The sequence below is a fragment of the Mesorhizobium sp. EU05-FHT14A09 genome (genome assembly GCF_058790995.1).
This window is the reverse complement of sequence record NZ_JBYTDF010000001.1, coordinates 1,127,465-1,149,253: the sequence shown is the minus strand read 5'-3', so window position 1 is coordinate 1,149,253 and position 21,789 is coordinate 1,127,465. Positions and strand designations below refer to the sequence as shown.

20 protein-coding genes and 1 tRNA gene are annotated in these 21,789 nt (G+C 61.2%); 10 read left to right on the top strand and 11 right to left on the bottom strand.

The window, feature by feature from the left end; genetic code table 11:
- A complete protein-coding gene (locus AC3WTO_RS05350; RefSeq protein ID WP_492459634.1) occupies positions 1–168 on the bottom strand; it encodes a hypothetical protein in 168 nt (55 codons plus the stop codon).
- Positions 169–401: 233 nt separating this feature from the next.
- Between AC3WTO_RS05350 and AC3WTO_RS05345 the strand changes: the two genes are divergently transcribed.
- Positions 402–476: transfer RNA gene (locus AC3WTO_RS05345), tRNA-Thr, on the top strand.
- A 66-nt stretch (positions 477–542) separates the two neighbouring features.
- Here the strand turns inward: AC3WTO_RS05345 and AC3WTO_RS05340 are convergent.
- Entirely contained in the window at positions 543–788 is a 246-nt protein-coding gene (locus AC3WTO_RS05340) for a hypothetical protein (RefSeq protein ID WP_492459633.1), read from the bottom strand.
- A 149-nt stretch (positions 789–937) separates the two neighbouring features.
- Between AC3WTO_RS05340 and AC3WTO_RS05335 the strand changes: the two genes are divergently transcribed.
- Together AC3WTO_RS05335 and AC3WTO_RS05330 are read left to right on the top strand one after the other, a co-directional pair.
- The gene (locus tag AC3WTO_RS05335) at positions 938–1,711 is read left to right on the top strand and encodes an NAD kinase (RefSeq protein ID WP_492459632.1); all 774 of its coding nucleotides are present in this window, start codon (positions 938–940) and stop codon (positions 1,709–1,711) included.
- A gap of 192 nt (positions 1,712–1,903) precedes the next feature.
- Positions 1,904–3,418, top strand: a complete 1,515-nt coding sequence (locus AC3WTO_RS05330) for a DEAD/DEAH box helicase (RefSeq protein ID WP_492459631.1) — start codon at positions 1,904–1,906, stop codon at positions 3,416–3,418.
- A gap of 99 nt (positions 3,419–3,517) precedes the next feature.
- On the opposite strand, the gene AC3WTO_RS05325 is transcribed toward AC3WTO_RS05330, so the two are convergent.
- From AC3WTO_RS05325 to AC3WTO_RS05300, 6 genes are all read right to left on the bottom strand, one after another.
- Positions 3,518–4,165, bottom strand: a complete 648-nt coding sequence (locus tag AC3WTO_RS05325) for a YiaD family glycine zipper/OmpA-like lipoprotein (protein WP_492459630.1) — start codon at positions 4,163–4,165, stop codon at positions 3,518–3,520.
- 169 nt (positions 4,166–4,334) lie between these two features.
- The gene (locus AC3WTO_RS05320) at positions 4,335–4,703 is read right to left on the bottom strand and encodes a GFA family protein (RefSeq protein WP_492459629.1); all 369 of its coding nucleotides are present in this window, start codon (positions 4,701–4,703) and stop codon (positions 4,335–4,337) included.
- 98 nt (positions 4,704–4,801) lie between these two features.
- Positions 4,802–5,933 (bottom strand): peptide chain release factor 2 gene (gene prfB, locus AC3WTO_RS05315; protein ID WP_492459628.1). Its coding sequence is split into 2 segments (ribosomal slippage): positions 4,802–5,866 and positions 5,868–5,933, totalling 1,131 coding nucleotides; the frame shifts between segments, so codons are not numbered across the junction.
- Between the two features lie 141 nt (positions 5,934–6,074).
- A complete protein-coding gene (locus AC3WTO_RS05310) occupies positions 6,075–8,528 on the bottom strand; it encodes a penicillin-binding protein 1A (RefSeq protein ID WP_492459627.1) in 2,454 nt (817 codons plus the stop codon).
- Positions 8,529–8,848: 320 nt separating this feature from the next.
- A complete protein-coding gene (locus AC3WTO_RS05305; protein ID WP_492459626.1) occupies positions 8,849–10,099 on the bottom strand; it encodes an N-acetylmuramoyl-L-alanine amidase in 1,251 nt (416 codons plus the stop codon).
- Between the two features lie 59 nt (positions 10,100–10,158).
- A complete protein-coding gene (locus AC3WTO_RS05300) occupies positions 10,159–10,635 on the bottom strand; it encodes a hypothetical protein (protein WP_492459625.1) in 477 nt (158 codons plus the stop codon).
- Positions 10,636–10,736: 101 nt separating this feature from the next.
- On the opposite strand from AC3WTO_RS05300, the gene AC3WTO_RS05295 reads away from it, so the two are divergent.
- Positions 10,737–13,559, top strand: a complete 2,823-nt coding sequence (locus AC3WTO_RS05295; protein ID WP_492459624.1) for an Rne/Rng family ribonuclease — start codon at positions 10,737–10,739, stop codon at positions 13,557–13,559.
- A gap of 165 nt (positions 13,560–13,724) precedes the next feature.
- Here AC3WTO_RS05295 and AC3WTO_RS05290 read toward each other — a convergent pair whose 3' ends face one another.
- Both AC3WTO_RS05290 and AC3WTO_RS05285 read right to left on the bottom strand, forming a co-directional pair.
- Positions 13,725–13,961, bottom strand: coding sequence for a DUF378 domain-containing protein (locus AC3WTO_RS05290; RefSeq protein ID WP_492459623.1), 237 nt, complete (start codon positions 13,959–13,961; stop codon positions 13,725–13,727).
- Between the two features lie 99 nt (positions 13,962–14,060).
- On the bottom strand, positions 14,061–15,209 hold the full coding sequence (locus tag AC3WTO_RS05285; protein WP_492459622.1) for a pyridoxal phosphate-dependent aminotransferase: 1,149 nt from the start codon (positions 15,207–15,209) through the stop codon (positions 14,061–14,063).
- 155 nt (positions 15,210–15,364) lie between these two features.
- On the opposite strand from AC3WTO_RS05285, the gene AC3WTO_RS05280 reads away from it, so the two are divergent.
- The 6 genes from AC3WTO_RS05280 to aat all read left to right on the top strand — a co-directional run bounded on the left by AC3WTO_RS05280 (position 15,365) and on the right by aat (position 20,940).
- Positions 15,365–16,768, top strand: coding sequence for a M48 family metalloprotease (locus tag AC3WTO_RS05280; protein ID WP_492459621.1), 1,404 nt, complete (start codon positions 15,365–15,367; stop codon positions 16,766–16,768).
- Between the two features lie 60 nt (positions 16,769–16,828).
- Entirely contained in the window at positions 16,829–17,599 is a 771-nt protein-coding gene (locus AC3WTO_RS05275; RefSeq protein ID WP_492459620.1) for a DsbA family protein, read from the top strand.
- A 163-nt stretch (positions 17,600–17,762) separates the two neighbouring features.
- On the top strand, positions 17,763–18,197 hold the full coding sequence (aroQ, locus tag AC3WTO_RS05270) for a type II 3-dehydroquinate dehydratase (RefSeq protein WP_492459619.1): 435 nt from the start codon (positions 17,763–17,765) through the stop codon (positions 18,195–18,197).
- A gap of 28 nt (positions 18,198–18,225) precedes the next feature.
- Complete coding sequence (gene accB / locus AC3WTO_RS05265; RefSeq protein ID WP_492459618.1) at positions 18,226–18,690, top strand: acetyl-CoA carboxylase biotin carboxyl carrier protein; 465 nt, start codon at positions 18,226–18,228, stop codon at positions 18,688–18,690.
- An 18-nt stretch (positions 18,691–18,708) separates the two neighbouring features.
- Positions 18,709–20,052 carry an acetyl-CoA carboxylase biotin carboxylase subunit gene (gene accC, locus AC3WTO_RS05260; protein WP_492459617.1) on the top strand — a complete coding sequence of 448 codons (1,344 nt, stop codon included), beginning with the start codon at positions 18,709–18,711 and terminating at the stop codon, positions 20,050–20,052.
- A 246-nt stretch (positions 20,053–20,298) separates the two neighbouring features.
- On the top strand, positions 20,299–20,940 hold the full coding sequence (aat, locus tag AC3WTO_RS05255; protein ID WP_492459616.1) for a leucyl/phenylalanyl-tRNA--protein transferase: 642 nt from the start codon (positions 20,299–20,301) through the stop codon (positions 20,938–20,940).
- Positions 20,941–21,038: 98 nt separating this feature from the next.
- On the opposite strand, the gene AC3WTO_RS05250 is transcribed toward aat, so the two are convergent.
- Positions 21,039–21,701: a DUF2155 domain-containing protein gene (locus tag AC3WTO_RS05250; protein WP_492459615.1), complete on the bottom strand. Its 663-nt coding sequence runs from the start codon at positions 21,699–21,701 to the stop codon at positions 21,039–21,041.
- Between the last annotated feature and the right edge of the window lie 88 nt (positions 21,702–21,789).

The following is a 21,789-nucleotide window of genomic DNA, read 5'->3' as shown; positions in this document are numbered from 1 at the left end:
TCAGCCCATGCCGGTGGCGTGGCGCAGCCAGAAGGCCAGCACCACAAAGCCAACGGCAAAGCTGACCCCGGTCCAGTCGACATTGGCGCCCTTGAGAGCACGCAACAGCCTCACCGCCAGTACCCAGACGACGAGCACGATCAAACCGACAGCAACGATTCGGATCATCGCAAACCCCAGCAATCATGCCTGCGACAGGCATCCAACCGGATATAAGTACGAAACGGGCTGATTTCACGCTTTGGCGCGATGGTCGCCAGTTCAGCACAGCGATCGCCGACAATTATCTTTACTGGCGCGGCAAATGTGCTAACCGGTGCGCCGTGCTCTTTCGACTTGGCAAGCAAAGTCGGGTTGGAAGGCAACAATTACCGATTGGCCACCGGATTGCGGTGTCCTGGGCCGGCGTAGCACAGCGGTAGTGCAGCGGTTTTGTAAACCGAAGGTCGGGAGTTCGATCCTCTCCGCCGGCACCATTTCGATCCCCTACGGCTCTGACATCCTATGTCGGGACACTCGCCCGCTCGCAATCACAATTCGCGTCAGCGTTTGCTCAGGCAAGGAAACAGCACGCCGGTGCATTTCGACGACACGACCGGCTGATTCATCTGATCGGAGGCCCGCACGACGATGGAGAACATCACGGCGAAGGAACCGAGCATCAGGAAAAGGATCATCAGGCGTGACATCGACAATGGGAAAGCTCTCGACTTGGCCCCCGCCCACCGATTGCAGGCCCAAGCATGACCAAAGCAAATTTCAGAAAAATTAAGACGGATTTTAACCATGTTGCTTGACCGGCCATAGGCGCCACGATTCGGCCACCTCGGATGACACTGGTCTTGAGCCGCCTGCATCACGCCCTTTGCAGGCACCGGTTGACCATGCTACGCCGCGCGGGTCTATGCCGAAGATCAGCCATCGCCTGCCGGGAGCCATGACGAATACCGCCAGCCGCCTCGCCTTCGTTTCTTCCGAAACCGCCGACGCCCGGGCAGCCCTGGAGCGGCTGAGCGCCCGCTATGGCCAGGTGCCGGTGGACGAAGCCGATACCATCGTTGCCCTTGGCGGCGACGGTTTCCTGCTGCAGACGCTGCGCGACACGATGAGCAGCGGCAAACGTGTCTACGGCATGAACCGCGGCACGATCGGCTTCCTGATGAATGAATTTCGCGAAAAGGGGCTGACCGAACGCATTGCCAAGGCGGTGCCGGAAACCATCCGGCCATTGGAAATGTCGGCAACCAACGCCGAAGGCGAAACCATCGACGCGCTTGCCATCAACGAGGTGGCGTTGTGGCGCCAGTCCTATCAGACGGCCAAGATCCGCATCGCGGTCGACGATCATGTGCGCCTCGAGGAATTGAGCTGCGACGGTGTCATGATTGCCACACCGGCGGGCTCCACCGCCTACAACCTGTCTGCCCATGGCCCGATCCTGCCGCTCGACGCGCCACTGCTGGCGCTGACGCCGGTCAGCCCATTCAGGCCACGCCGCTGGCGTGGCGCATTGCTGTCCAACCGGGCGACCGTGCGCTTTGACATACTGGAAGCCGAAAAGCGCCCGGTGAACGCCGCGGCTGACCATACCGAGGTGAAGGCCGTGACGTCGGTGACGGTGCGGGAATCGTTGACGGCAACCGCCACGGTGCTGTTCGATCCCAACCATTCCTGGGACGAACGCATTCTCGCGGAACAGTTCCGATATTGAGCTCCAATCCGGGTTGACGGAACCATATCGGACACTACCTTAGCCCAATCACCGCGTGATTGCTGGCTTTCAAGCCCGTTTGTGTTGACAAAACGTGGACTTGCGCCTATCGGCGTTCACGATATTGCAGGCGCGAGGCGTCTGCCGCGACGGAAGCCGCCGCGCTCCCATACAAGCCAAAGACAGTAAAACTTGTCCTCAGACACCCAGACCGCTCAAGAAGCGTTGCTTTTCTCCGACCTCGGCCTCTCGCCCAAGGTTCTTTCAGCTGTGACCGACGCCGGGTACACGCAGCCGACGCCGATCCAGGCCGGCGCGATCCCCCACGCCCTGCAGGGCAAGGATGTCCTTGGCATCGCCCAGACCGGAACGGGCAAGACGGCGTCTTTCGTGCTGCCGATGCTGACGCGGCTGGAAAAGGGACGAGCCCGCGCACGAATGCCGCGCACGCTGATCCTGGAGCCAACGCGCGAACTGGCGGCGCAGGTTGAAGAGAATTTCGTAAAATACGGCAAGAACCATCGCCTCACCGTGGCGCTTCTCATCGGCGGTGTTTCCTTCGACGACCAGGAAAAGAAACTGGAACGCGGCGCCGACGTGCTGATCGCGACCCCTGGTCGCCTGCTCGATCATTTCGAGCGTGGCAAACTGCTTCTGACCGGTGTTGAAATCCTCGTAATCGACGAGGCCGACCGCATGCTCGACATGGGCTTCATTCCCGACATTGAGCGCATCTGCAAGCTGATCCCCTTCACCCGGCAGACGCTGTTCTTCTCGGCGACCATGCCACCCGAGATCACCAAGCTGACCGAGCAATTCCTGCATGCTCCGGTGCGCATCGAAGTCGCCAAGGCTGCGACCACCGCTGCCACAGTGACGCAGCGCCTGGTCAAGGCCGGCTCGAAGCCTTGGGACAAGCGCGCCGTGCTGCGCGACCTGATCAAGGCGGAAGAAGAAGGGCTGAAGAACGCCATCATCTTCTGCAACCGCAAGGTCGAGGTCTCCGAGCTGTTCCGCTCGCTGTTGAAGCATGACTTCAATGCCGGCGCGCTGCATGGCGACATGGACCAGCGCGCGCGCATGACGATGCTGTCCAACTTCCGCGACGGCAAGCTCAAGCTGCTGGTTGCCTCGGACGTCGCTGCGCGTGGGCTGGACATCCCCGATGTCAGCCACGTCTTCAACTACGACGTGCCGATCCATGCCGAAGACTATGTCCATCGCATCGGCCGTACCGGCCGTGCGGGACGTTCCGGCAAGTCCTTCACCATTGCGACCAAGGGCGACACCAAATATGTCGACGCGATCGAAAAACTGATCGGCAAACAGATCGAATGGTTCGATGGCGATCTTTCCACGCTGGTTGTCAGTGAGGACGCCGACGAGGCACCGCGCCGTGGCCGCAATGACAAGCGCCGTGGCGGTCGTAAGGACGGCGACGATCGCCGCAACAAGGGCAAGCGCGGCGACAGGCATGCCGCCAACGAAAACGGCGAGGCAGTTCCGGCTCCCGCTGAAGTGGCACCGCCCGCAAGCGACGATCGCAGGCAGCGTAAGGACGCGATCCGCACCGAGAATGCCGATCGCAAAGAACAGCGCCCGCATCGCGACCAGCGCCCTTCCCGTCATCGCGAAGAAGAAGACGACAAGACGATCGGCTTCGGTGACGACGTGCCGGCCTTCATGAAGATCATCGCCAAGGTCTGAGCCTTGTTGCGTGGCATTCGGCCCGCTCTACTCCGAAAAGAAGCGCAGAAATGAAAACGGCCCCGAACGGGGCCGTTTTCATTTGTGTTGAAGTCGTGCTCAGGTAAGCGGCGAAAGCTGGATCTCGACCCGGCGGTTCTGCGCGCGGCCTTCGGCTGTGTTGTTGGGTGCAACCGGCCGGGTCTTGCCGAAGCCGGTAACCGCGAAGCGACGTGAATCGACCCCCTGTGACGACAGATAGTTCGCCACGGAGAGCGCGCGGCGCTGCGACAGGTCGAAATTGTGCTGTTCCGAACCGGTCGAGTCGGTGTGACCGAACACATCGACGGTGGTCTGGTTGTATTTCTTCAGGACCAGCGCAACCGAATTCAACACCGGATAGAAACCCGCCTTCACCGAATCCTGGTCGGTAGCGAAGGTGATGTCGGACGGCATGTTGAGAACGATCTGGTTGCCGACGCGCGTGACGCTGACGCCGGTGCCCTGCAGCTGCTGGCGCAGCGCATTTTCATTCTGGTCCATCACCGAGCCGACGGCACCACCGGCCAGTGCGCCGATACCGGCGCCGATCAGCGCGTTGCGGCGGTCGTTGCCGCCGGCGAGCGTGCCAAGTGCTGCACCTGCCAGGCCACCGAGAACGGCACCGCCCGCGGTGTTGGAAACCTTCTGCTCACCCGTGTAGGGATCGGTCGTGCAGGCACTGGCCAACACCGCCGTAGCCACCACGCTGAGCACAATTTTCTTCATGGGATATCCCTCTCCAGACTACGGCCGCGACTCGGCGCGCGGGCAAGTGCTTAGTCACCTTTCTAGCACGAATTGCGGCAGAAACCGGAGTATGAAATGGCAGGGTGCGGGATTTTCCAGCGCCCTTTCAAGGTCAATGCATCAAGGTGAAAGAAACGTCAGACGGCTGCTACCACAGGTTCTTTCCGTCAATGACCACCACCTCGACCTTGTCGAGGTCGAAATCGTCAAACAGGCGCGAGTTGATGCTGATCTTCGGATTGTCGAAGTCAGGCTCACCCGTCGACCAGTCCGGTGTCTCGGTGAAGGTGCCGCAGCCGCAGGTCGCGCAGAAACCGTGCTTGATGGTCTTGGAGCCCCAGCGGTAGAAACTCACATTTTCCGCAGGGCTAGTCAGCTTGAATTTGTCCGGCGTGTAGTAGGCCCAGAGCGAACCGCGCTTCGAACAGAAGGAGCAGGTGCATTGCGTCACCGTCTGCGGCGCTTCCGACACCTCGAATGTCGTGGCCTTGCAGTGACAGCTTCCCTTGATGATCATTTTTCCTCTCCATGCCGCGCGCCTGAAACGCAACACACCATAGAGAGCGCCCCCTGACAACTTGGCGTCAGGAGGCATCTGGTTGGACAGGATTCGCCCTAGTCGATATCTGCGACCGGCTGCCCGACGCCGCCTTCGATGCGTTGCGACAGCGAGGCTTCCATGAAGTCGTCGAGGTCGCCATCGAGCACGTCCGACGGGCTTGTCGACTCCACGCCGGTGCGCAGGTCCTTCACGAGCTGATACGGCTGCAAGACATAGGAGCGGATCTGATGTCCCCAGCCGATGTCGGTCTTGGCCGCTTCGGTTGCGCTGGCGGCCGCCTCGCGCTTCTTCAGCTCTTCCTCGTAGAGGCGCGAACGCAGCATCTCCCACGCCTTGGCGCGGTTCTGGTGCTGCGAGCGGCCTGCCTGGCAGGCAACAGCGATGCCAGTCGCGATATGCGTGATGCGCACGGCCGAATCGGTGGTGTTGACGTGCTGGCCGCCGGCACCCGACGAACGATAGGTGTCGATACGCACATCGGATTCGCTGACGTCGATCTGGATGTTATCGTCGATGACCGGATAGACCCAGATGGACGAGAACGAGGTATGACGGCGCGCGTTGGAATCGTATGGCGAGATGCGCACGAGACGATGCACGCCCGATTCCGTCTTCAGCCAGCCATAGGCATTGTGGCCCTTGATGAGTACCGTGGCCGACTTGATGCCGGCTTCTTCTCCATCGTGGACTTCCAGCACTTCGACCTTGAATTTGCGACGCTCGGCCCAGCGCGTGTACATGCGCAGCAGCATGTTCGCCCAGTCCTGGCTTTCGGTGCCGCCGGCTCCGGCATGGACTTCGAGATAGGTGTCGTTGGAGTCGGCTTCGCCTGAAAGCATGGTCTCGATCTGGCGCGCCCTGACTTCGCCCGCCAGCGAGCGGATCGCGGTCTCGGCTTCCTGGACGACGCTTTCGTCGCCCTCTTCTTCACCAAGTTCGATCAGGCCTATATTGTCTTCGAGAGCCTGGGTGACGCCCTTGACGGTGCCGATGCCTTCCTCCAGGCCCTGGCGCTCGCGCATCAGCTTCTGCGCTTCCTGCGGATCGTTCCAGAGACTGGCGTCCTCGGCACGGACGTTGAGGTATTCAAGCCTTTTTAGCGCTTGATCCCAGTCAAAGATGCCTCCTCAGCAGGGTTATCGCCTGCCTGATTTCGTCGACAATGTTCTGCGTTTCCGCGCGCATGATCTCTTTTTCTTTTCCGGTTCTTAGAGGTGACGACCGTAACCGCTCATAACAAGCCGGCGCGATACATAGGCATCACCCCACCGCCTGTAAAGTGAAATGGGCCGGTGCAGAGCCGGCCCATCAGCGACTGTCGTCTTGTCAGTAGAGGCCGCCGCCACCCGACTGGATCGCTTGCGAAGCCTGGGGTGAGATACCGGTGCCGGGACCGTTCGAGCCGTCCGAACCCATGCCGATGACCCAATAGCTGTCGGCTGGTCCGGTACCTGGCTTGAACGCTTCCATGATGGTGTTGGGATCGCCCTCATTGGCACGCATGCCGGTCTTGCGGTTGATGGCGATCAGCGTCATGCCTTCCGGCACCTTGAATTCGATCTTCGGCTGACCGACGAGCGCCTCGCGCATCATATCCTTGAAGATCGGCGCCGCGAGACCACCACCAGTGATGCCCTTGCCGAGTGGCTTGGGCTGGTCATAACCGAGATAAAGACCGACCAGCAGGTTCGGCGTGAAGCCGATGAACCAGGCGTCCTTCTCGTCATTGGTGGTGCCAGTCTTGCCGGCCATCGGGTAGCCGAGTTCAGCAACGGTGGCGCCTGTACCGCGTTTGATCACGCCTTCCATCATGGACGTGATCTGGTAAGCGGTCATCGGATCCAGAACCTGTTCGGAATTGTCTGTCAGTTCCGGCTCGGGCTGGTTCTTCCACTCGGTGGCGTTGCAGTTCTCGCAGGTCCGCTCATCCTGACGGAACACCGTCTTGCCGTAACGATCCTGGATACGGTCGATAACCGACGGTTTGATCGACTTGCCGCCATTGGCCATGATCGCATAGGCCGAAACCATACGCATAACAGTGGTTTCACCCGAACCCAGCGCCATCGGCAGATACGGCGCCAGCTTGTCATAGACACCGAAGCGTTCGGCATATTCAGCAACCAGCTTCATGCCCATGTCATTGGCGAGGCGAACGGTCATCAAGTTGCGCGAACGCTCGATGCCGTTGCGCAGCGTCGACGGGCCTGCCGAGTTGCCGTCGTAGTTCTTCGGCGTCCAGGTGGTGTTGCCGGACTGGATGGTGATCGGGCCGTCCATGATGACGGAGGCGGGCGTATAGCCATTGTCCAACGCCGCCGCATAGACGATCGGCTTGAATGACGAACCAGGCTGACGCATTGCCTGCGTCGCGCGGTTGAATTCCGAAGCGGCGTAGGAGAAGCCGCCGACCATGGCGAGCACACGGCCGGTATGCGGATCCATCGCAACCAGGCCACCCTCGACCTGCGGAACCTGACGCAGCAGATAGTCGGAACCGCCGTCACCTTTCTTCTGGACGAAGACGACATCGCCGGCCTTCAGGACTTCCGCGGGAGATTTCGCTTTCAGCGTCTTGTCGCCCTGCTTGTAGCGCATGGCCCAGGCCATGTCCTCGCGCGACACCGTACCCTCGACACGCTCCTTGACGAGATCCCCGGAAGCTTCACGGTCTGGCTGCAGGCCGATCGAAAGGCCCTCGCTCGAGCTGTCGAGCACGACAGCAAGCGTCCATTCCGGCACGTCGCTCAGCGCCTTCACAGCGCCCAGTCCCGGTCCCCAATCACCGGACACGTCGATGTGGGTGATCGGGCCACGATAGCCGCGCAGCGTGTCGAACTTCATCAAGCCGCTCTGCATCGCCTTGCGGGCGAACAGCTGCAGCTTGGGGTCGAGCGTGGTGCGGACGGAAAGACCACCTTCATAGAGCGCATTCTCGCCGTAGCGGGAGATGATCTGGCGACGGACTTCCTCGGTGAAATATTCACCGGCGAACAGGTAGGTGCCGTTGCGGCGCGGCTTGACGCCCAGCGGCTCTGCCTTGGCCTTGGCGCCCTCTTCCTTGCTCACGTAGCCGTTCTCGACCATCTGGTCGATCACCCAGTTGCGGCGCTCGATGGCGCGCTCGGTGTGCCGGAAGGGATGGTAGTTGGACGGACCACGCGGCAGAGCCGCGAGATAGGCAGCCTCGGCCACCGTCAGTTCGTTGACCGACTTGTCGAAATAGGTAAGCGCCGCGCCGGCGACGCCATAGGCATTCAAGCCGAAGAAGATCTCGTTGAGATAGAGCTCAAGGATGCGGTCCTTGGAATAAGCCTGCTCGATACGGAAGGCCAGGATCGCTTCCTTGATCTTGCGGTCCATCGTCTGGTCGGCGGAGAGCAGGAAGTTCTTTGCTACCTGCTGGGTGATGGTCGAGGCGCCGACGGGACGGCGCGAACCCCAGTTCTGCACGTTGACGATGATGGCACGGCCAAGGCCGGTGATGTCGATGCCGGGATGCGAATAGAAATTCTTGTCTTCGGCCGACAGGAAAGCGGCCTTGACGCGGTCGGGCACAGCCTGAATCGGCAGATAGAGACGACGCTCACGGGCATATTCGGCCATCAGCGCACCGTCGGAAGCGTGAATTCGGGTGGTGACCGGCGGCTCGTACTTGGCCAGGACCTCGTAGTCCGGCAACTCTTTGGCCAGACTGCCGACGTAGATCGCAACGACCGCGGCGGCCAACAGAGCCAGCATCGTGCCGATGCCGAAAAAATAGCCGATAAGACGAATCATGCCCACTCCAGTCCGTGGCCCAGGATTTCCCTAGCGCATGGTCCCGGGAATCGGAATCGATTTCCCGGGCGCTTCTGCGCCGCTTCATACGCTACGGCAATCCTTGCGTCCTGCCTCTGCATGAGACGCCATAAACGATACTGCCTGCCACGCAAGGCTCGGGAACCACCCGGCCGTTCGCCACCCATTGTCGCGGCGATGTGGGTAAATTGCGGCAATCGCAAATTTCCTGGCCAATCGGCTTGAATATTAACACCCGGTGTTGTCGGGGCGCAACGCTGCCAAAGGCGAACAAAAACCCACCAACGACGCAGGCCGGCTCATCCGCCGGCGTTCACCCGCGAGGCCGCGAAAGCCGAAACTGCCTTGCTGATGCTGTCTGCAGCCTTGCCACGCCATTCAGGATTGGTGAGCTGTTCCTCGTCCTTGGCATTCGACAGATAACCCAGTTCAACCAGAACCGAGGGCACGTCGGGCGCCTTCAGCACGCGGAAGCCGGCGAAGCGGTGCGGATTGTTGATCAGCCCGACGCTGTTGCCGAGCTCCCCTACCAGTGTCTGGGCAAAGCTCATCGAAAAGGAATGGGTCTCCCGACGGATCAGATCGATCAGGATGTCGGTCACTTCCTGGCTGTCTTCCTTGATCTCCATGCCAGCGAACTGGTCGGACAGGTTTTCGCGATCCGCCAGAGCCTGCGCTTCCGGATCGGAGGCCTTGTCGGAGACCGTGTAGACCGTGGCTCCGCGAATCCCCTTCAGTCGGATGGTGTCCGCGTGGATCGAAATGAACAGATTGGCGCCGCGCTGACGGGCGATGCGAACACGGTCATCCAGGCGCAGGAAGGTATCGTCGTCACGGGTGAGCGAGATGTCGTATTTGCCTTCCGCGGAGAGCTTGTCACGCAGTTCCTTGGCAAAGGCCAGGGTGACATTCTTTTCGATCGTGCCGTTCAAGCCCTCTGCGCCACCGTCGACGCCACCATGACCAGGGTCGATGACAATGATGAATTTGGTGGAGGCGAGGGCGGGAACGGGTTTGGCCAGGCGCTCGCGCTTGTCCGGAGAAACGGTGGAAGCCGTCGTAACGGCCTGGTCCGCGAGGGCCGCGTCGAACTCGCGATCCGACACCGCCGAGATATCGACGGCCATGCGATAACCTGAACCATCCTCATTCTTGAGCACATCCAGCTTGTCGACGTGGAACGGCCCCTTGCTGATCAGGATCAGCCGGGATGCACCTGCCTCGATCTGGCCGTAACGCACACTCTTGATCAACCCTCGTGCCTTGAGATCCTTGGCGCTGAAAGCCAGCTTGGAATTCGGCACGTCGATAACCAGCCGGTGCGGACCACGCAGCAGGAACCAGCGAGGATTGGGTTCGCGATCGAAATCGACAACGATGCGCATCTTGGTGGCATCGCCCGCCATCTTGTAGCCGGTTGCCGCCAGCGGAACCTCTTCGGCGCGTGCGATCGCCGGCAGGATCAGGCTCGCCACCACGACGAACAGGGCGCAACACAACACGCCGATCCAGCCGCCGAGCCTCTTGTTCGTGATTGCTTTCAGCCCCATCTCAGTTCCAGTCGTTGCCGTTTCACCGAAACGGCCCGGTTGTTCGATCGAAGACGCGCTTAAGCGATAAACTCGATTAACGATTGGTATCCAGAGAAGGTTAACCAAGCCTTTTCAAGGGCGATTTCGCTGACGGAGCGGCCCTTTGCCGGCATGGAAATCGGGGTTGCCTTCCTACGCGTCAAATCATAAAAGCGATGGTGGGTCACTGCAATCCAGGGACCGCCTTTCCCCTCAGCTTTTCTGCTGGGTCCAGGTGAGAGGTAGGTCTTCGCCAAAGTGGCGGGAATGCAGGTGATCGCGACGATTTTCGCAGTCGCTTGCCCGAGGCGGGGGAAGTGTCTGCGGCAGGAAAACGGCAAGGGTTGCACCGCGCCGGCTCGACAGGAGCAAAACAAGCTGGTCCGGGTTTCCGGGCTTTGGTTCAAAAAGGTCCGTTCGGTTTTGACGGTTTCAGGCACTATATTGGAAAGGTCCGCATTCAACCGCGCCAACATGGCTGCGGGCGGCACCGCCATCACCCTGAAGCGGCCCACTGCGGACGCACAAATATCCGGCACTCACGCACAAACAGCATCATGGCTGCGGGCATTGCCCCGTCGGCCGAGGCTGGCGGCTGCCGGGAGGAAACACAATTATGCCCAACAAGATGCTAATCGACGCCTCCCACCCGGAGGAAACACGCGTAGTCGTCGTACGCGGTAACCGCATCGAAGAATTCGACTTCGAATCGCAAGACAAGAAACAGCTCAAGGGAAACATCTACCTCGCCCGCGTCACCCGGGTTGAGCCGTCGCTACAGGCTGCGTTTGTAGAATATGGCGGTAACCGCCATGGCTTCCTTGCTTTCAGCGAAATCCATCCCGACTACTATCAGATCCCGGTCGCCGACCGTCAGGCGCTGCTGCGTGCCGAGGCCCAGGAGCATGAGGACGAGGACGAGGACGAAAACGGCGAGAACGGCGAAGAACGCCAGGAACGCAACCGCGGGCGGCGTGGACGCCGTCGTGGACGCAACCGCGACCGCGGTGAGCGCAAGCGCGACGCAGCAGCCGACGAAAACGGCGAAGCAAGCGACGAGGCCGCAGCGGCCGACGAAAACGGCGAGGCTGTTGAAGCCGCTGACGCGCACGACGATGGCGAGGCCGACGAAAACGCCAAGGGCGGTTCGATCGCGGCCGATGTCGAAGTCGATGTGATCTCGGAAGAGGTCGAAGTCACACTGGAGAGCCGTGAAGAAGAACCTCAGGCTTCCGAAACCAGCCATCACGACGAGGCTGCACCTCCAGCGGATGCCGATCGTGGCACGCTGGAAGAAGTCCCCTCCTCCCTTTCCGACGAGCATGAGGTCGAGTCGGTAGGCGCCGAGGATGCGCTGGAGGAAATCCGCGATCGTCGCCGGCCGGTGCGCAAGCAATACAAGATCCAGGAAGTCATCAAGCGTCGGCAGATCCTGCTGGTTCAGGTCGTCAAGGAAGAGCGCGGCAACAAGGGTGCCGCTCTGACCACGTATCTGTCTCTGGCTGGCCGTTACTCCGTCCTGATGCCGAACACGGCCCGAGGCGGCGGCATCTCGCGCAAGATCACCAACGCCCAGGATCGCAAGCGTCTCAAGGAAGTGGTCGCTGACCTCGAGGTGCCGCAGGGCATGGGTGTGATCCTGCGCACTGCTGGCGAAAGCCGCACCAAGGCCGAGATCAAGCGCGACTACGAATATCTGATGCGTTTGTGGGAGAACGTCCGCAACCTGACACTCAACTCCACGGCTCCCGCACTGGTTTATGAAGAAGGGTCGCTGATCAAGCGTTCGGTGCGCGATCTCTACAACAAGGAGATCGACGAGATCCTGGTCGCCGGCGAGGATGGCTATCGCGAAGCCAAGGACTTCATGCGCATGCTGATGCCCAGCCATGCCAAGATGGTCCAGCCTTACCGCGACACCTCGCCGATCTTCGCGCGCAACGGCATCGAGGCACAGCTCGACAAGATGCTGCAGCCACAGGTGACGCTGAAGAGCGGCGGCTATCTGATTATCAACCAGACCGAGGCGCTGGTTTCGATCGACGTCAACTCGGGCCGCTCGACGCGTGAGCACTCGATTGAAGACACCGCACTGCAGACCAATCTGGAAGCGGCTGAAGAAGTGGCCCGCCAGCTGCGGCTGCGCGACCTCGCCGGCCTGATCGTCATCGATTTCATCGACATGGAGGAGAACCGGAACAACCGGGCGGTCGAGAAGAAGCTGAAGGATTGCCTTAAGAACGATCGCGCCCGCATCCAGGTCGGCCGCATCTCGCATTTCGGCCTGATGGAGATGAGCCGCCAGCGCATCCGCGCCAGCGTGCTGGAATCGACCATGAAGCCTTGCCCGCATTGCGGCGGCACCGGCCACGTTCGCTCCGATTCCTCCGTCGCGCTGCTTGTCGTGCGCGCCATCGAAGAGTTCCTGCTCAAGGATTCGCGCAGCCACATCACCGTGCGCACCCCGGCAGCGACCGCGCTCTACGTGCTCAACCACAAGCGCTCGACGCTGGTCGAACTGGAAACCCGGTTCGGTCTGACGATCACCATCGAAGCCGATGAGACAGTCGGCTCGCAGCACTACGCGATCGTGCGCGGTGCAATCGCCGAAAAGCCGGAAGGTTTCGTCGAGGCGAAGCAGCAGCCGATCCCGGTCGAACCTGAAGAGCCGGAAGACGAAATCATCGTCGAGGATGAGGACGAGGCCGAAGAAGAAAAGCCTCGCCAGGAGCAGCAGCAGGCACGCGAGGGCGATAGCCAGCGCGACCGCAAGCGGCGTCGGCGCAGGCGCCGTCGTGGCGGCCGCGATCGTGACGAGGCGGCCTCTGAAGCAGGCAACGGCGAAGATTCCGCATCCGACGAAGAAGACGGCGGCGAAGACAGCGATGCCGATGCGGTTGTAGTCGAGGCGTCTGCTGAGGTCGAAACCGTTGCAGCCGACGAGAGCGATGACGAACCGGCCAAGAAGCGCCGGCGCGGCAAGCGCGGCGGCAAGCGCAGCCGCAAGGAAGACGGCGATGCTGCCGACGAAGCAGTCGAATTGGCTGCGGCGGACAGCGAAACAGTCGTTGCCGAGGCAGTCGCCGAAGTGCCTGCGGTCGAGCCCGAAGCCCCCGCGACCGTGGAGGAATCTCCCGCAGAGAAGCCGAAGAAGCCCCGCCGCACCGCAAAGTCGAAGAAGGCGGAAGCTGCCGCAGCCGAGGCTGCTGCGGCAGAGGTGGCAACGGAGGCGCCAGCCGACATCGTCATCGAAGTCGCTCCGGCCGAGGCGAAGGAAACACCTGCCGAGAAGAAGCCACGCGCGTCGCGCCGCAAGGTCGCAAGCGCAGAGACACCGGCAGCACCGGTCGTTTCTTCCACGGCCACAGCGGGAGCTGAGGAAGTTGCCGAAGAAAAGCCGAAGCGCGCCGGCTGGTGGCAGCGCAAGGGCTTCTTCTGAGCCGACAATGCCGTCATAGCGCACAAAGCGCCTGACGACAGTTTCGAATGAAAGAAGCGGCGGCATCAGATGCCGCCGCTTCTTTCATCTTGAGAGCCTGGAGCACTTCGCTTTGCGTGCCGTCGCGGAAGCGCCCTAACTCTTTGTTTTTATGCAGTTCCGGTTCTAGTGGTGGCGGATATGACGTTCCGCCGAAACCTCACCTTCGCTGAACGCCTGCACGAACGGCATGAACTGCCACACGGCCGAAAGGCCGATGATGACAGAAACCAGCCGGGCAAGCGGGGTGCCGGCGCCTCCGAAAAGTATTCCGAGGACATCGTAACCCGCAACGCCCATCACCAGCCAGTTCAGGCCGCCAATGATGATCAGGACGAGGGTGACAAGGTTCATGGCGCGCATCGGTGCCTCCATGAGATGTTGCCTGACGATAAAACGCAATCTGAGCCTGCCGGTTCCCAGCAGTCGCGAAATCGTGATCCGTGCCTGGCCACCCCTTGCCTACTTCAGCCAGTGCTCCAGTCGAGCAACCGCCTCCACCATCTCGTCATGGCTGCCGGCATAGGAGAACCGCATGAAGCGGTGCCCTTGCCGAGGATCGAAATCGCGACCGGGTGTGGCGGCGACATGCGCTTCGGCCAGCATCTTGCCTGCGAACGCCATGCTGTCGTTGGTAAGGCGCGAGACATCGCAAAAGGCATAAAAGGCACCGTCCATGGGAGCTGCGAGCGAAAAGCCCAATTCCGGCAGACGCTTCATCAGCAATTCACGGTTCCAGGCGTAACGCGCCTTCACCGCTTCCAGTTCCTCGGTCGCCTTGAAGGCTTCCATGGCTGCGACTTGCGAGAGTTCAGGCGCAGAGATGTAGAGACTCTGCGCGATACGCTCGACCGGCCGCACCAGTTTTTCCGGGAGCACCATCCAGCCGATGCGCCAGCCAGTCATGCAATAATATTTGGAGAAGGAATTGATCACCGTGACATCCGGGCCAAAGGCCAGCGCCGTTGTGTCGGGCGCCAAATAGGCCAGTCGATGGTAGATTTCGTCGGAGATCACCGCGATACCCAGCCGGTTGGCCGTTTCGACCAATGCCTTCAATGCCTCCTCAGGGATGACCGCGCCGGTCGGGTTGGCTGGGCTGGCAAACAAGACCCCTTTCAGCGGTTTTTCGGCGTGAGCACTCGCCAGATGCTCGGCGTGCAGATAGGCGCTGCCTTCCAGCTCGATCTCGACCACCTCGATGCCGAGAGCCGCCATGATGTTGCGGTAGGCCGGATAACCAGGTGCGGCGATGGCAACGCGATCGCCCGCGTCGAACATGGCCAGAAACGCCAGATTGAAGGCCGCAGAAGACCCTGTCGTGACAGCAATGCGCTCCGGCGCGACCTCGATCCGGTAGTGATCGCGATAGTGAGCGGCTATGGCACGACGCAGATCGACAAGGCCAAGCGCGTCGGTGTAGCCGATGCGCCCGGTCTTCAACGCGGCGGCGGCAGCTTCGCGCACAATGCCGGGAGCCGGATCGGAGGGCTGGCCGACAGCCATGGAGATAACCGGAACGCCTTGCGCCTTCAGTTTGTTGGCGCCAGCCAGCACATCCATGGCATGGAACGGCTCGACGTCTCCGCGCCGTGACAATGAAACAACCATTCTTGGGCAACACTCCTGTTGGCAATACCCCGCCATCCGCGTCCGGCCGCCGGATCGCGCCGCACAAATGCCCGATTGATAGGGATCACAAGTTCAGCAAGTTTTCGCGCGCCGGCTTTTCATCGTCAACCGCCTCGTCTACCAGTGTACGCATCATGTTGAGCCTTTCACGCCCCGGACAGACGATCGCAAGGACCGCGCGCGCCCTGGCGACACTCGCTCTAGGCACGGTGATCGCCGTCTCCGGCACCGTCAACGCCTTCGCCCAGAACGTGCCGGTCGTGCGCGATGCCGAGATCGAAGCACTGGTGCGCGAGTACGCCAGGCCGATCTTCAAGGCGGCAGGTCTCTCCAACGCCGGCATCCAGATCGTGCTGGTCAATGATCCAAGCTTCAACGCTTTCGTCGCAGGTCGTCGTGTCTTCATCAACACGGGTACATTGATGCAGGCCGAGACACCGAATGAGGTGATCGGCGTGCTGGCGCACGAAACCGGGCACATTGCCGGTGGGCACCAGCAAAGACTGCGCGAACAGCTCGAGCGCGCCAAGACTATGGCAATCGTCGCCGGCCTGCTGGGTGCCGGCGCTCTGGTGGCGGGTGCCGCCACCGACAGCAAAGGTCTGGCTGGTGCAGGCATGGGGCTTGCCACCGGCGGCACGGAACTGGCACAGCGCTCATTGCTCGCCTACCAGCGCGGCGAGGAAATGACGGCCGACCGCTCAGCCATCACCTACCTCAACGCCACCGGCCAGTCCGGCGCCGGCATGCTGAAGACCTTCCAGCGCTTCCAGAGCGCGCTGTCCCTTTCCGGCGCGCGCGTCGACCCCTACCGCGTCAGCCACCCGATGCCGCAAGAGCGTATTTCCAACCTGCAGGACCTGGTCAGCAAGAGCCCTTATCTCGACGCCAAGGACCCGCCCGCCCTGCAGCAGCGCCACAATATGATGCGCGTCAAGATCGCCGCCTTCACGCAAGGCCAGGCGGCCACATCACGGCTGCTGCGCAAGAATCCCGATCCGGTTGCGGTGCAATATGGCGAAGCAATCTCGAACTACCTCAACGGCAATCCGAGTTCGGCGCTGGCCAGGACCGACGCGATGATCAAGTCCCAGCCCAAGAACCCATACCTGCAGGAATTGCGCGGCGACATCCTGATGAAGGTCAACAAACCGAAGGAAGCGGCATCTGCTTACGCCAAGGCCGTCAGCCTCGATCCTGCGAAATCCGGTCTCTTGTCCGTCTCCTATGGCCAGGCTTTGCTTGCCCAGGGCACGCCGGAATCGCGGAAGCAGGCTGTTGCGCAGCTCTCCAGCGGCCTCGAGCGAGACCGCGAGAACGCCGGCGGCTACCGCTTTCTGGCACAGGCCTATGGCGAACTCGGTGATGTCGGCAAGGCTGAGCTCGCGACCGCCGAGGGGTATTTCTATCAAGGCGCTACCAAGGACGCCAAAATCTTCGCGATGCGGGCGCAGAAGCTTTTGAAGCCCGGCGAGCCGGCCTGGGTGCGTGCTCAGGACATCATCGGCGCCAAGGCGCCTACCAAAAAATCGAACTAAGACGGCACGCGTGGCAGGACACCTTCTGCGCAGCCCTCGAAAGGCAAAAGGAAGACGACCATGAACAAGGCCTATCTGCTCAGCACCGCCGGAGCGGCCATTGCCCTTGCCGCCTTCACCTTCGGTTTCACGGCCAGCGACACCCGTCCAGCATCTGCCGACACCAAGCTCGATCGCGCCCAGGTCGAGGAGATCGTGCGCAACTACCTTCTGAAGAACCCGGAGATCCTGCTTGAAGTCCAGGATGCGCTGGAGACCAAGCAGAAGGAGGAGCAGAAGCTCGCGGCGGGCGGTGTCATCAAGGAAAACAAGGACGAGATCTTCAACGCCTCCTATGACACCGTCGTCGGCAACCCCAAGGGCAAGATCACGATCGTCGAGTTCTACGACTACAATTGCGGCTTCTGCAAACGCGCCATGGCCGACATGGCAGATCTCACCAAGGCCAACCCCGACCTGCGCTTCGTGCTGAAGGAGTTCCCGATCCTCGGACCGGACTCGCAGAAGGCGCATGTCGTCTCGCAGGCGTTCCAGAAGCTGATGCCGGAGAAGGCAGGCGAATTCCATCTCGAACTGCTCGGCGGCCAGACCCGCGCCACAGAAGAGACCGCCATCAAGATCGCGCTGGAGCTCGGCGCCGACGAGGCAAAGTTGCGCGAGGCGATGAAAGATCCGGCGATCATGGAACGTTTCGCCAAGACCTACGACCTTGCCAACAAGCTCGCCATCACCGGCACGCCCTCCTATGTCATCGGCAATGAGGTGGTGTTTGGTGCGCTCGGTGCAGATGTTCTGACTGAAAAGATCAAGGCCGCCAAGCCGACGCTTTGAGCTTCGCGGAACCAAAGGACCGGACTTGACCGCGTCAAGTCCGGTCAAACCGGCGTTGTGGACAGGCCAAGATCACACTTGCGCTCTTTTCGCGGCCGGTTATGCCCATTATAGAGGTCCGGCGCGCCGGCAATGTTCAGCGCGAGGATAAAGGTAGCCATTTTTGAAAACGGTTTTCGTCCTTAACGGTCCCAACCTCAATATGCTCGGCAAACGCGAGCCGTCGATCTATGGCGACCAGACGCTGGACGACATCGCCGGTGATTGTGTGAAGGCGGGCGAGCAATTGGGGCTGACCATCGATTTCCGCCAGTCCAATCATGAGGGCCATCTGGTCGACTGGATCCAGGAAGCGGGCGAGGCCGCGGCAGGGGTTGTCATCAACGCCGGCGCCTACACCCATACCTCGATCGCCATCCACGACGCCATCCGGGGGGTTTTCCCGCTGCCGGTGGTGGAAGTGCATCTTTCCAACATCCACGCACGCGAGCCATTCCGGCATGTATCCCGGATCGCACCGCACGCCGTGGGCATGATCTGCGGCTTCGGGCCGCTTGGCTACACGCTGGCGCTGCAAGCGCTCGCCGCCCGCATCTGAAATGGGCGGACAACAAGAAGGGTCGGACATGACGACGAAAAAAACCGGTGTTGACCAGCAGCTGATCCGCGATCTAGCGGGCATCCTGAACGACACCAACCTCACCGAAATCGAAGTTGAGCTTGGCGATCTGAAACTGCGCGTGTCGCGTCATGCGCCGACCGTGCACGCAGTCGCGGCACCTGCTCCGGTCTTCGCCCAGGCCGCCGCTCCGCTGGCAGCGACTGCTCCCGCCGCACCGAGCGCGGCCGAAGCCGCAAAGAATGCCGTGCCCTCGCCGATGGTCGGCACCGCCTATCTTTCTCCCTCGCCCGACGCCAAGCAGTTCGTTGAAATCGGCCAGAAGGTGAAGGAAGGCCAGACGCTGCTGATTATCGAGGCCATGAAGACGATGAACCAGATTCCTTCACCGCGCGCCGGTACGGTGACGGCGATCCTGGTCGAGGACGCGCAGCCGGTCGAATACGGAATGCCGCTCGTCGTGATCGAGTAAGGCACGGGGACGGACGGAATGTTCCAGAAGATCCTCATCGCCAATCGTGGCGAAATCGCCCTTCGGGTGCTGCGCGCTTGCAAGGAACTCGGCATCAAGACTGTCGTGGTGCACTCCACCGCCGACGCCGACGCCATGCATGTTCGCCTCGCGGACGAAAGCGTCTGCATTGGCCCGCCGCCTTCGCGCGACAGCTATCTCAACATCCATCAGATCGTGGCCGCCTGCGAGATCACCGGCGCCGATGCCGTGCATCCAGGCTACGGCTTCCTGTCGGAGAACGCCAAGTTTGCCGACATCCTTGCCGCCCACAACATCACCTTCATCGGTCCCTCGGGCGACCATATCCGCATCATGGGCGACAAGATCGAGGCCAAGCGCACAGCAAAGCGCCTCGGCATTCCGGTCGTTCCGGGGTCGGACGGTGCGGTCACCGAGGAAAAGGAAGCCAAGCGCGTCGCCGCAGAGATCGGCTATCCGGTCATCATCAAGGCATCCGCAGGCGGCGGCGGCCGCGGCATGAAAGTGGCGCGGACCGAGGCTGACCTCGAAGTGGCGCTTGCAACGGCACGTTCGGAAGCTGGCGCAGCCTTTGGCGACGACGCCGTCTATATCGAGAAATATCTGGAAAAGCCGCGCCACATCGAACTGCAGGTGTTCGGCGACGGTGCCGGCAGAGGCGTGCATTTCGGCGAGCGTGACTGTTCGCTGCAGCGCCGCCACCAGAAGGTGTGGGAAGAAGCGAATTCCCCTGCCCTCAACGAGGAAGAGCGTGCCCGCATCGGCGGTATCTGCGCCAACGCGGTCGCTGACCTCGGCTATTCGGGTGCCGGCACGATCGAGTTCCTCTACGAGAACGGTGAATTCTACTTCATCGAGATGAACACGCGTCTGCAGGTGGAACATCCGGTGACCGAAGCCATCACCGGCATCGACCTCGTGCATGAACAGATTCGCGTCGCCTCGGGCGGCGGACTTTCGGTGCGACAGGAAGATATCAAATTCAACGGCCATGCCATTGAATGCCGCATCAATGCCGAGGACCCGCGTACCTTCACGCCATCGCCGGGAACCATCACGCATTTCCACACCCCTGGTGGGCTCGGCATCCGCGTCGATTCCGGCGTCTATTCCGGCTACCGGATTCCGCCCTACTACGACAGCCTGATCGGCAAGCTCATCGTGCACGGCCGCAACCGCGTGGAATGCATGATGCGCCTGCGCCGTGCGCTCGACGAATTCGTCGTCGACGGCATCAAGACGACGCTGCCGCTGTTCCGCGATCTCGTCGGCAACCCCGACATCGCCAATGGCGACTACGATATCCACTGGCTGGAAAAATATCTGGCCAAGACGGAGTAAAGGATTGAGCGTCCCCGAAGCTTTGCCAAGGGGGCGCACCCATAGGGCGAATGCAATCGAGCCGGCCCTATCTCCTTGTTTTGTCGTATGATCTCTATGTGAAAGTCTGCAGTTTTTTCGGATCATGCTCAGAGCATTTTGTAGCCAAGTGGAATCACTTGGCGTTACAAAAATGCGACGAAAACAAAACCTTAGAGCTTTTCCGCATTTCCGTGAAAAACGGAAACGCTCTAGCATAGCGTTGAGATGACTCGCCCTTTCGCGCCCGGCTATCGCATTCCGACCGACCTTCTGCTCAAGGCTTATGCCTCGGGGGTCTTCCCGATGGCCGAGAGTGCCGATGATCCGGAAGTGTTCTGGGTGCGGCCGGAGAAGCGCGGTATCATCCCTCTCGACGGCTTCCATATCCCGAAGAGTCTCGCCAAGACGATCCGCAGGGCTTCCTTCGACATCCGCTTCGACCATGACATCGCGGCAACGATAGACGGCTGCGCCGAACAGCGACAGGAGCGCCAGTCGACCTGGATCAACGCGCCGATCCGCGAAGCCTATCTGCAATTGGCCAGGCTGAGCCACTGCCACTCGGTCGAGGCGTGGCGGGAAGGTCGTCTGGTGGGCGGCCTCTACGGTGTATCGCTCGGTCGTGTCTTCTTTGGCGAAAGCATGTTTTCGCGAGAGACCGATGCCTCCAAGGTGTGCCTTGCGCATCTCGTCGATCGACTGAGGGAGCGCGGCTTTGCTTTGCTCGATACCCAGTTCACGACCGAACATCTGAAACGGTTCGGCGCGGTCGACGTCCCGCGCGGCCGTTATGAGAAAATGCTGGCGGCCGCCCTGAAAGGGGAAGCTCTGTTCAGCCCAGAAGCGATTGGGATTTCAGACGGCTAGAGCAATTCCAGCAAAAGCGCGCAGCGGTTTTGCGTTCGGAATTACGCAAAAACAAAGGGATGGAGCATTGAAGGCGATCCTGTTTCGCCGGAAATGCTCTAGTTGGTAGGCTGTTTGCTGTTGATCTTGGCGGGCGCGCCGCCCGACGACGGCTTGGCCGCGACAGGCGCCGGCACATCGGACTTCTGTTTGCATCCCTTCAGCCACACGTCGTAGACGGCGTGTTCGACGGCGTTGATGCCGGGGCTTTCGGCAAACATCCAGCCGGTGAAGATGCGGCGAATCTTGCGATCGAGCGTGATCTCGTCGACCTCGACGAAGGAGTCCGTCTTCGGCGCTTCGGCGCCGGGGCGCGAGTAGCACACGCGCGGTGTCACCTGCAGGGCACCGAACTGCACCGTCTCGTCGATATAGACATCGAAATTGATGATACGGCCGGTGATCTTGTCGATTCCGGAAAACTCGGCGACCGGATTGGCGACACGCTCGACCTTCACCTCGGGAGCGGGCTTGTTCTGAGCAGGCTGCTTCTGGCCGGATTGGTCATTTTGGGCGGGCTGCTGCGGGGCGGGTTCCTGGGTCGGTTGCTCCTGGATGGGCTGGCCCTGATTGGCGTCCGGCTGAACCTCGAACGGTATCTGGGCCGGCGTTTCGCCGGCCGGCGGATCCCAGGGCATCTGCTGCGAATTCGCATGCAGCGGGTAAGCAACCGCCAGCATCGTAGCCAAGGCGCCGGTCGAAAGGCGGCTGAAAGATCTCATACGGACGACCCGTCTTTGGGCAGGTGATTCTCAACGCCCAAAGGTAGAGCGTTCCGGCGAAGCGAACCAGCTAAACGGCAAATGTGGC

What these genes read in the sequence shown, in the direction of transcription:
- AC3WTO_RS05350 (WP_492459634.1), bottom strand. Translation starts at nt 168, where the DNA reads ATGATCCGAATCGTTGCTGTCGGTTTGATCGTGCTCGTCGTCTGGGTA.
- AC3WTO_RS05340 (WP_492459633.1), bottom strand. Translation starts at nt 788, where the DNA reads ATGGTTAAAATCCGTCTTAATTTTTCTGAAATTTGCTTTGGTCATGCT.
- AC3WTO_RS05335 (WP_492459632.1), top strand. Translation starts at nt 938, where the DNA reads ATGACGAATACCGCCAGCCGCCTCGCCTTCGTTTCTTCCGAAACCGCC.
- AC3WTO_RS05325 (WP_492459630.1), bottom strand. Translation starts at nt 4,165, where the DNA reads ATGAAGAAAATTGTGCTCAGCGTGGTGGCTACGGCGGTGTTGGCCAGT.
- AC3WTO_RS05320 (WP_492459629.1), bottom strand. Translation starts at nt 4,703, where the DNA reads ATGATCATCAAGGGAAGCTGTCACTGCAAGGCCACGACATTCGAGGTG.
- AC3WTO_RS05310 (WP_492459627.1), bottom strand. Translation starts at nt 8,528, where the DNA reads ATGATTCGTCTTATCGGCTATTTTTTCGGCATCGGCACGATGCTGGCT.
- AC3WTO_RS05305 (WP_492459626.1), bottom strand. Translation starts at nt 10,099, where the DNA reads ATGGGGCTGAAAGCAATCACGAACAAGAGGCTCGGCGGCTGGATCGGC.
- AC3WTO_RS05295 (WP_492459624.1), top strand. Translation starts at nt 10,737, where the DNA reads ATGCCCAACAAGATGCTAATCGACGCCTCCCACCCGGAGGAAACACGC.
- AC3WTO_RS05290 (WP_492459623.1), bottom strand. Translation starts at nt 13,961, where the DNA reads ATGCGCGCCATGAACCTTGTCACCCTCGTCCTGATCATCATTGGCGGC.
- AC3WTO_RS05285 (WP_492459622.1), bottom strand. Translation starts at nt 15,209, where the DNA reads ATGGTTGTTTCATTGTCACGGCGCGGAGACGTCGAGCCGTTCCATGCC.
- AC3WTO_RS05280 (WP_492459621.1), top strand. Translation starts at nt 15,365, where the DNA reads ATGTTGAGCCTTTCACGCCCCGGACAGACGATCGCAAGGACCGCGCGC.
- AC3WTO_RS05275 (WP_492459620.1), top strand. Translation starts at nt 16,829, where the DNA reads ATGAACAAGGCCTATCTGCTCAGCACCGCCGGAGCGGCCATTGCCCTT.
- accB (WP_492459618.1), top strand. Translation starts at nt 18,226, where the DNA reads ATGACGACGAAAAAAACCGGTGTTGACCAGCAGCTGATCCGCGATCTA.
- accC (WP_492459617.1), top strand. Translation starts at nt 18,709, where the DNA reads ATGTTCCAGAAGATCCTCATCGCCAATCGTGGCGAAATCGCCCTTCGG.
- aat (WP_492459616.1), top strand. Translation starts at nt 20,299, where the DNA reads ATGACTCGCCCTTTCGCGCCCGGCTATCGCATTCCGACCGACCTTCTG.
- AC3WTO_RS05250 (WP_492459615.1), bottom strand. Translation starts at nt 21,701, where the DNA reads ATGAGATCTTTCAGCCGCCTTTCGACCGGCGCCTTGGCTACGATGCTG.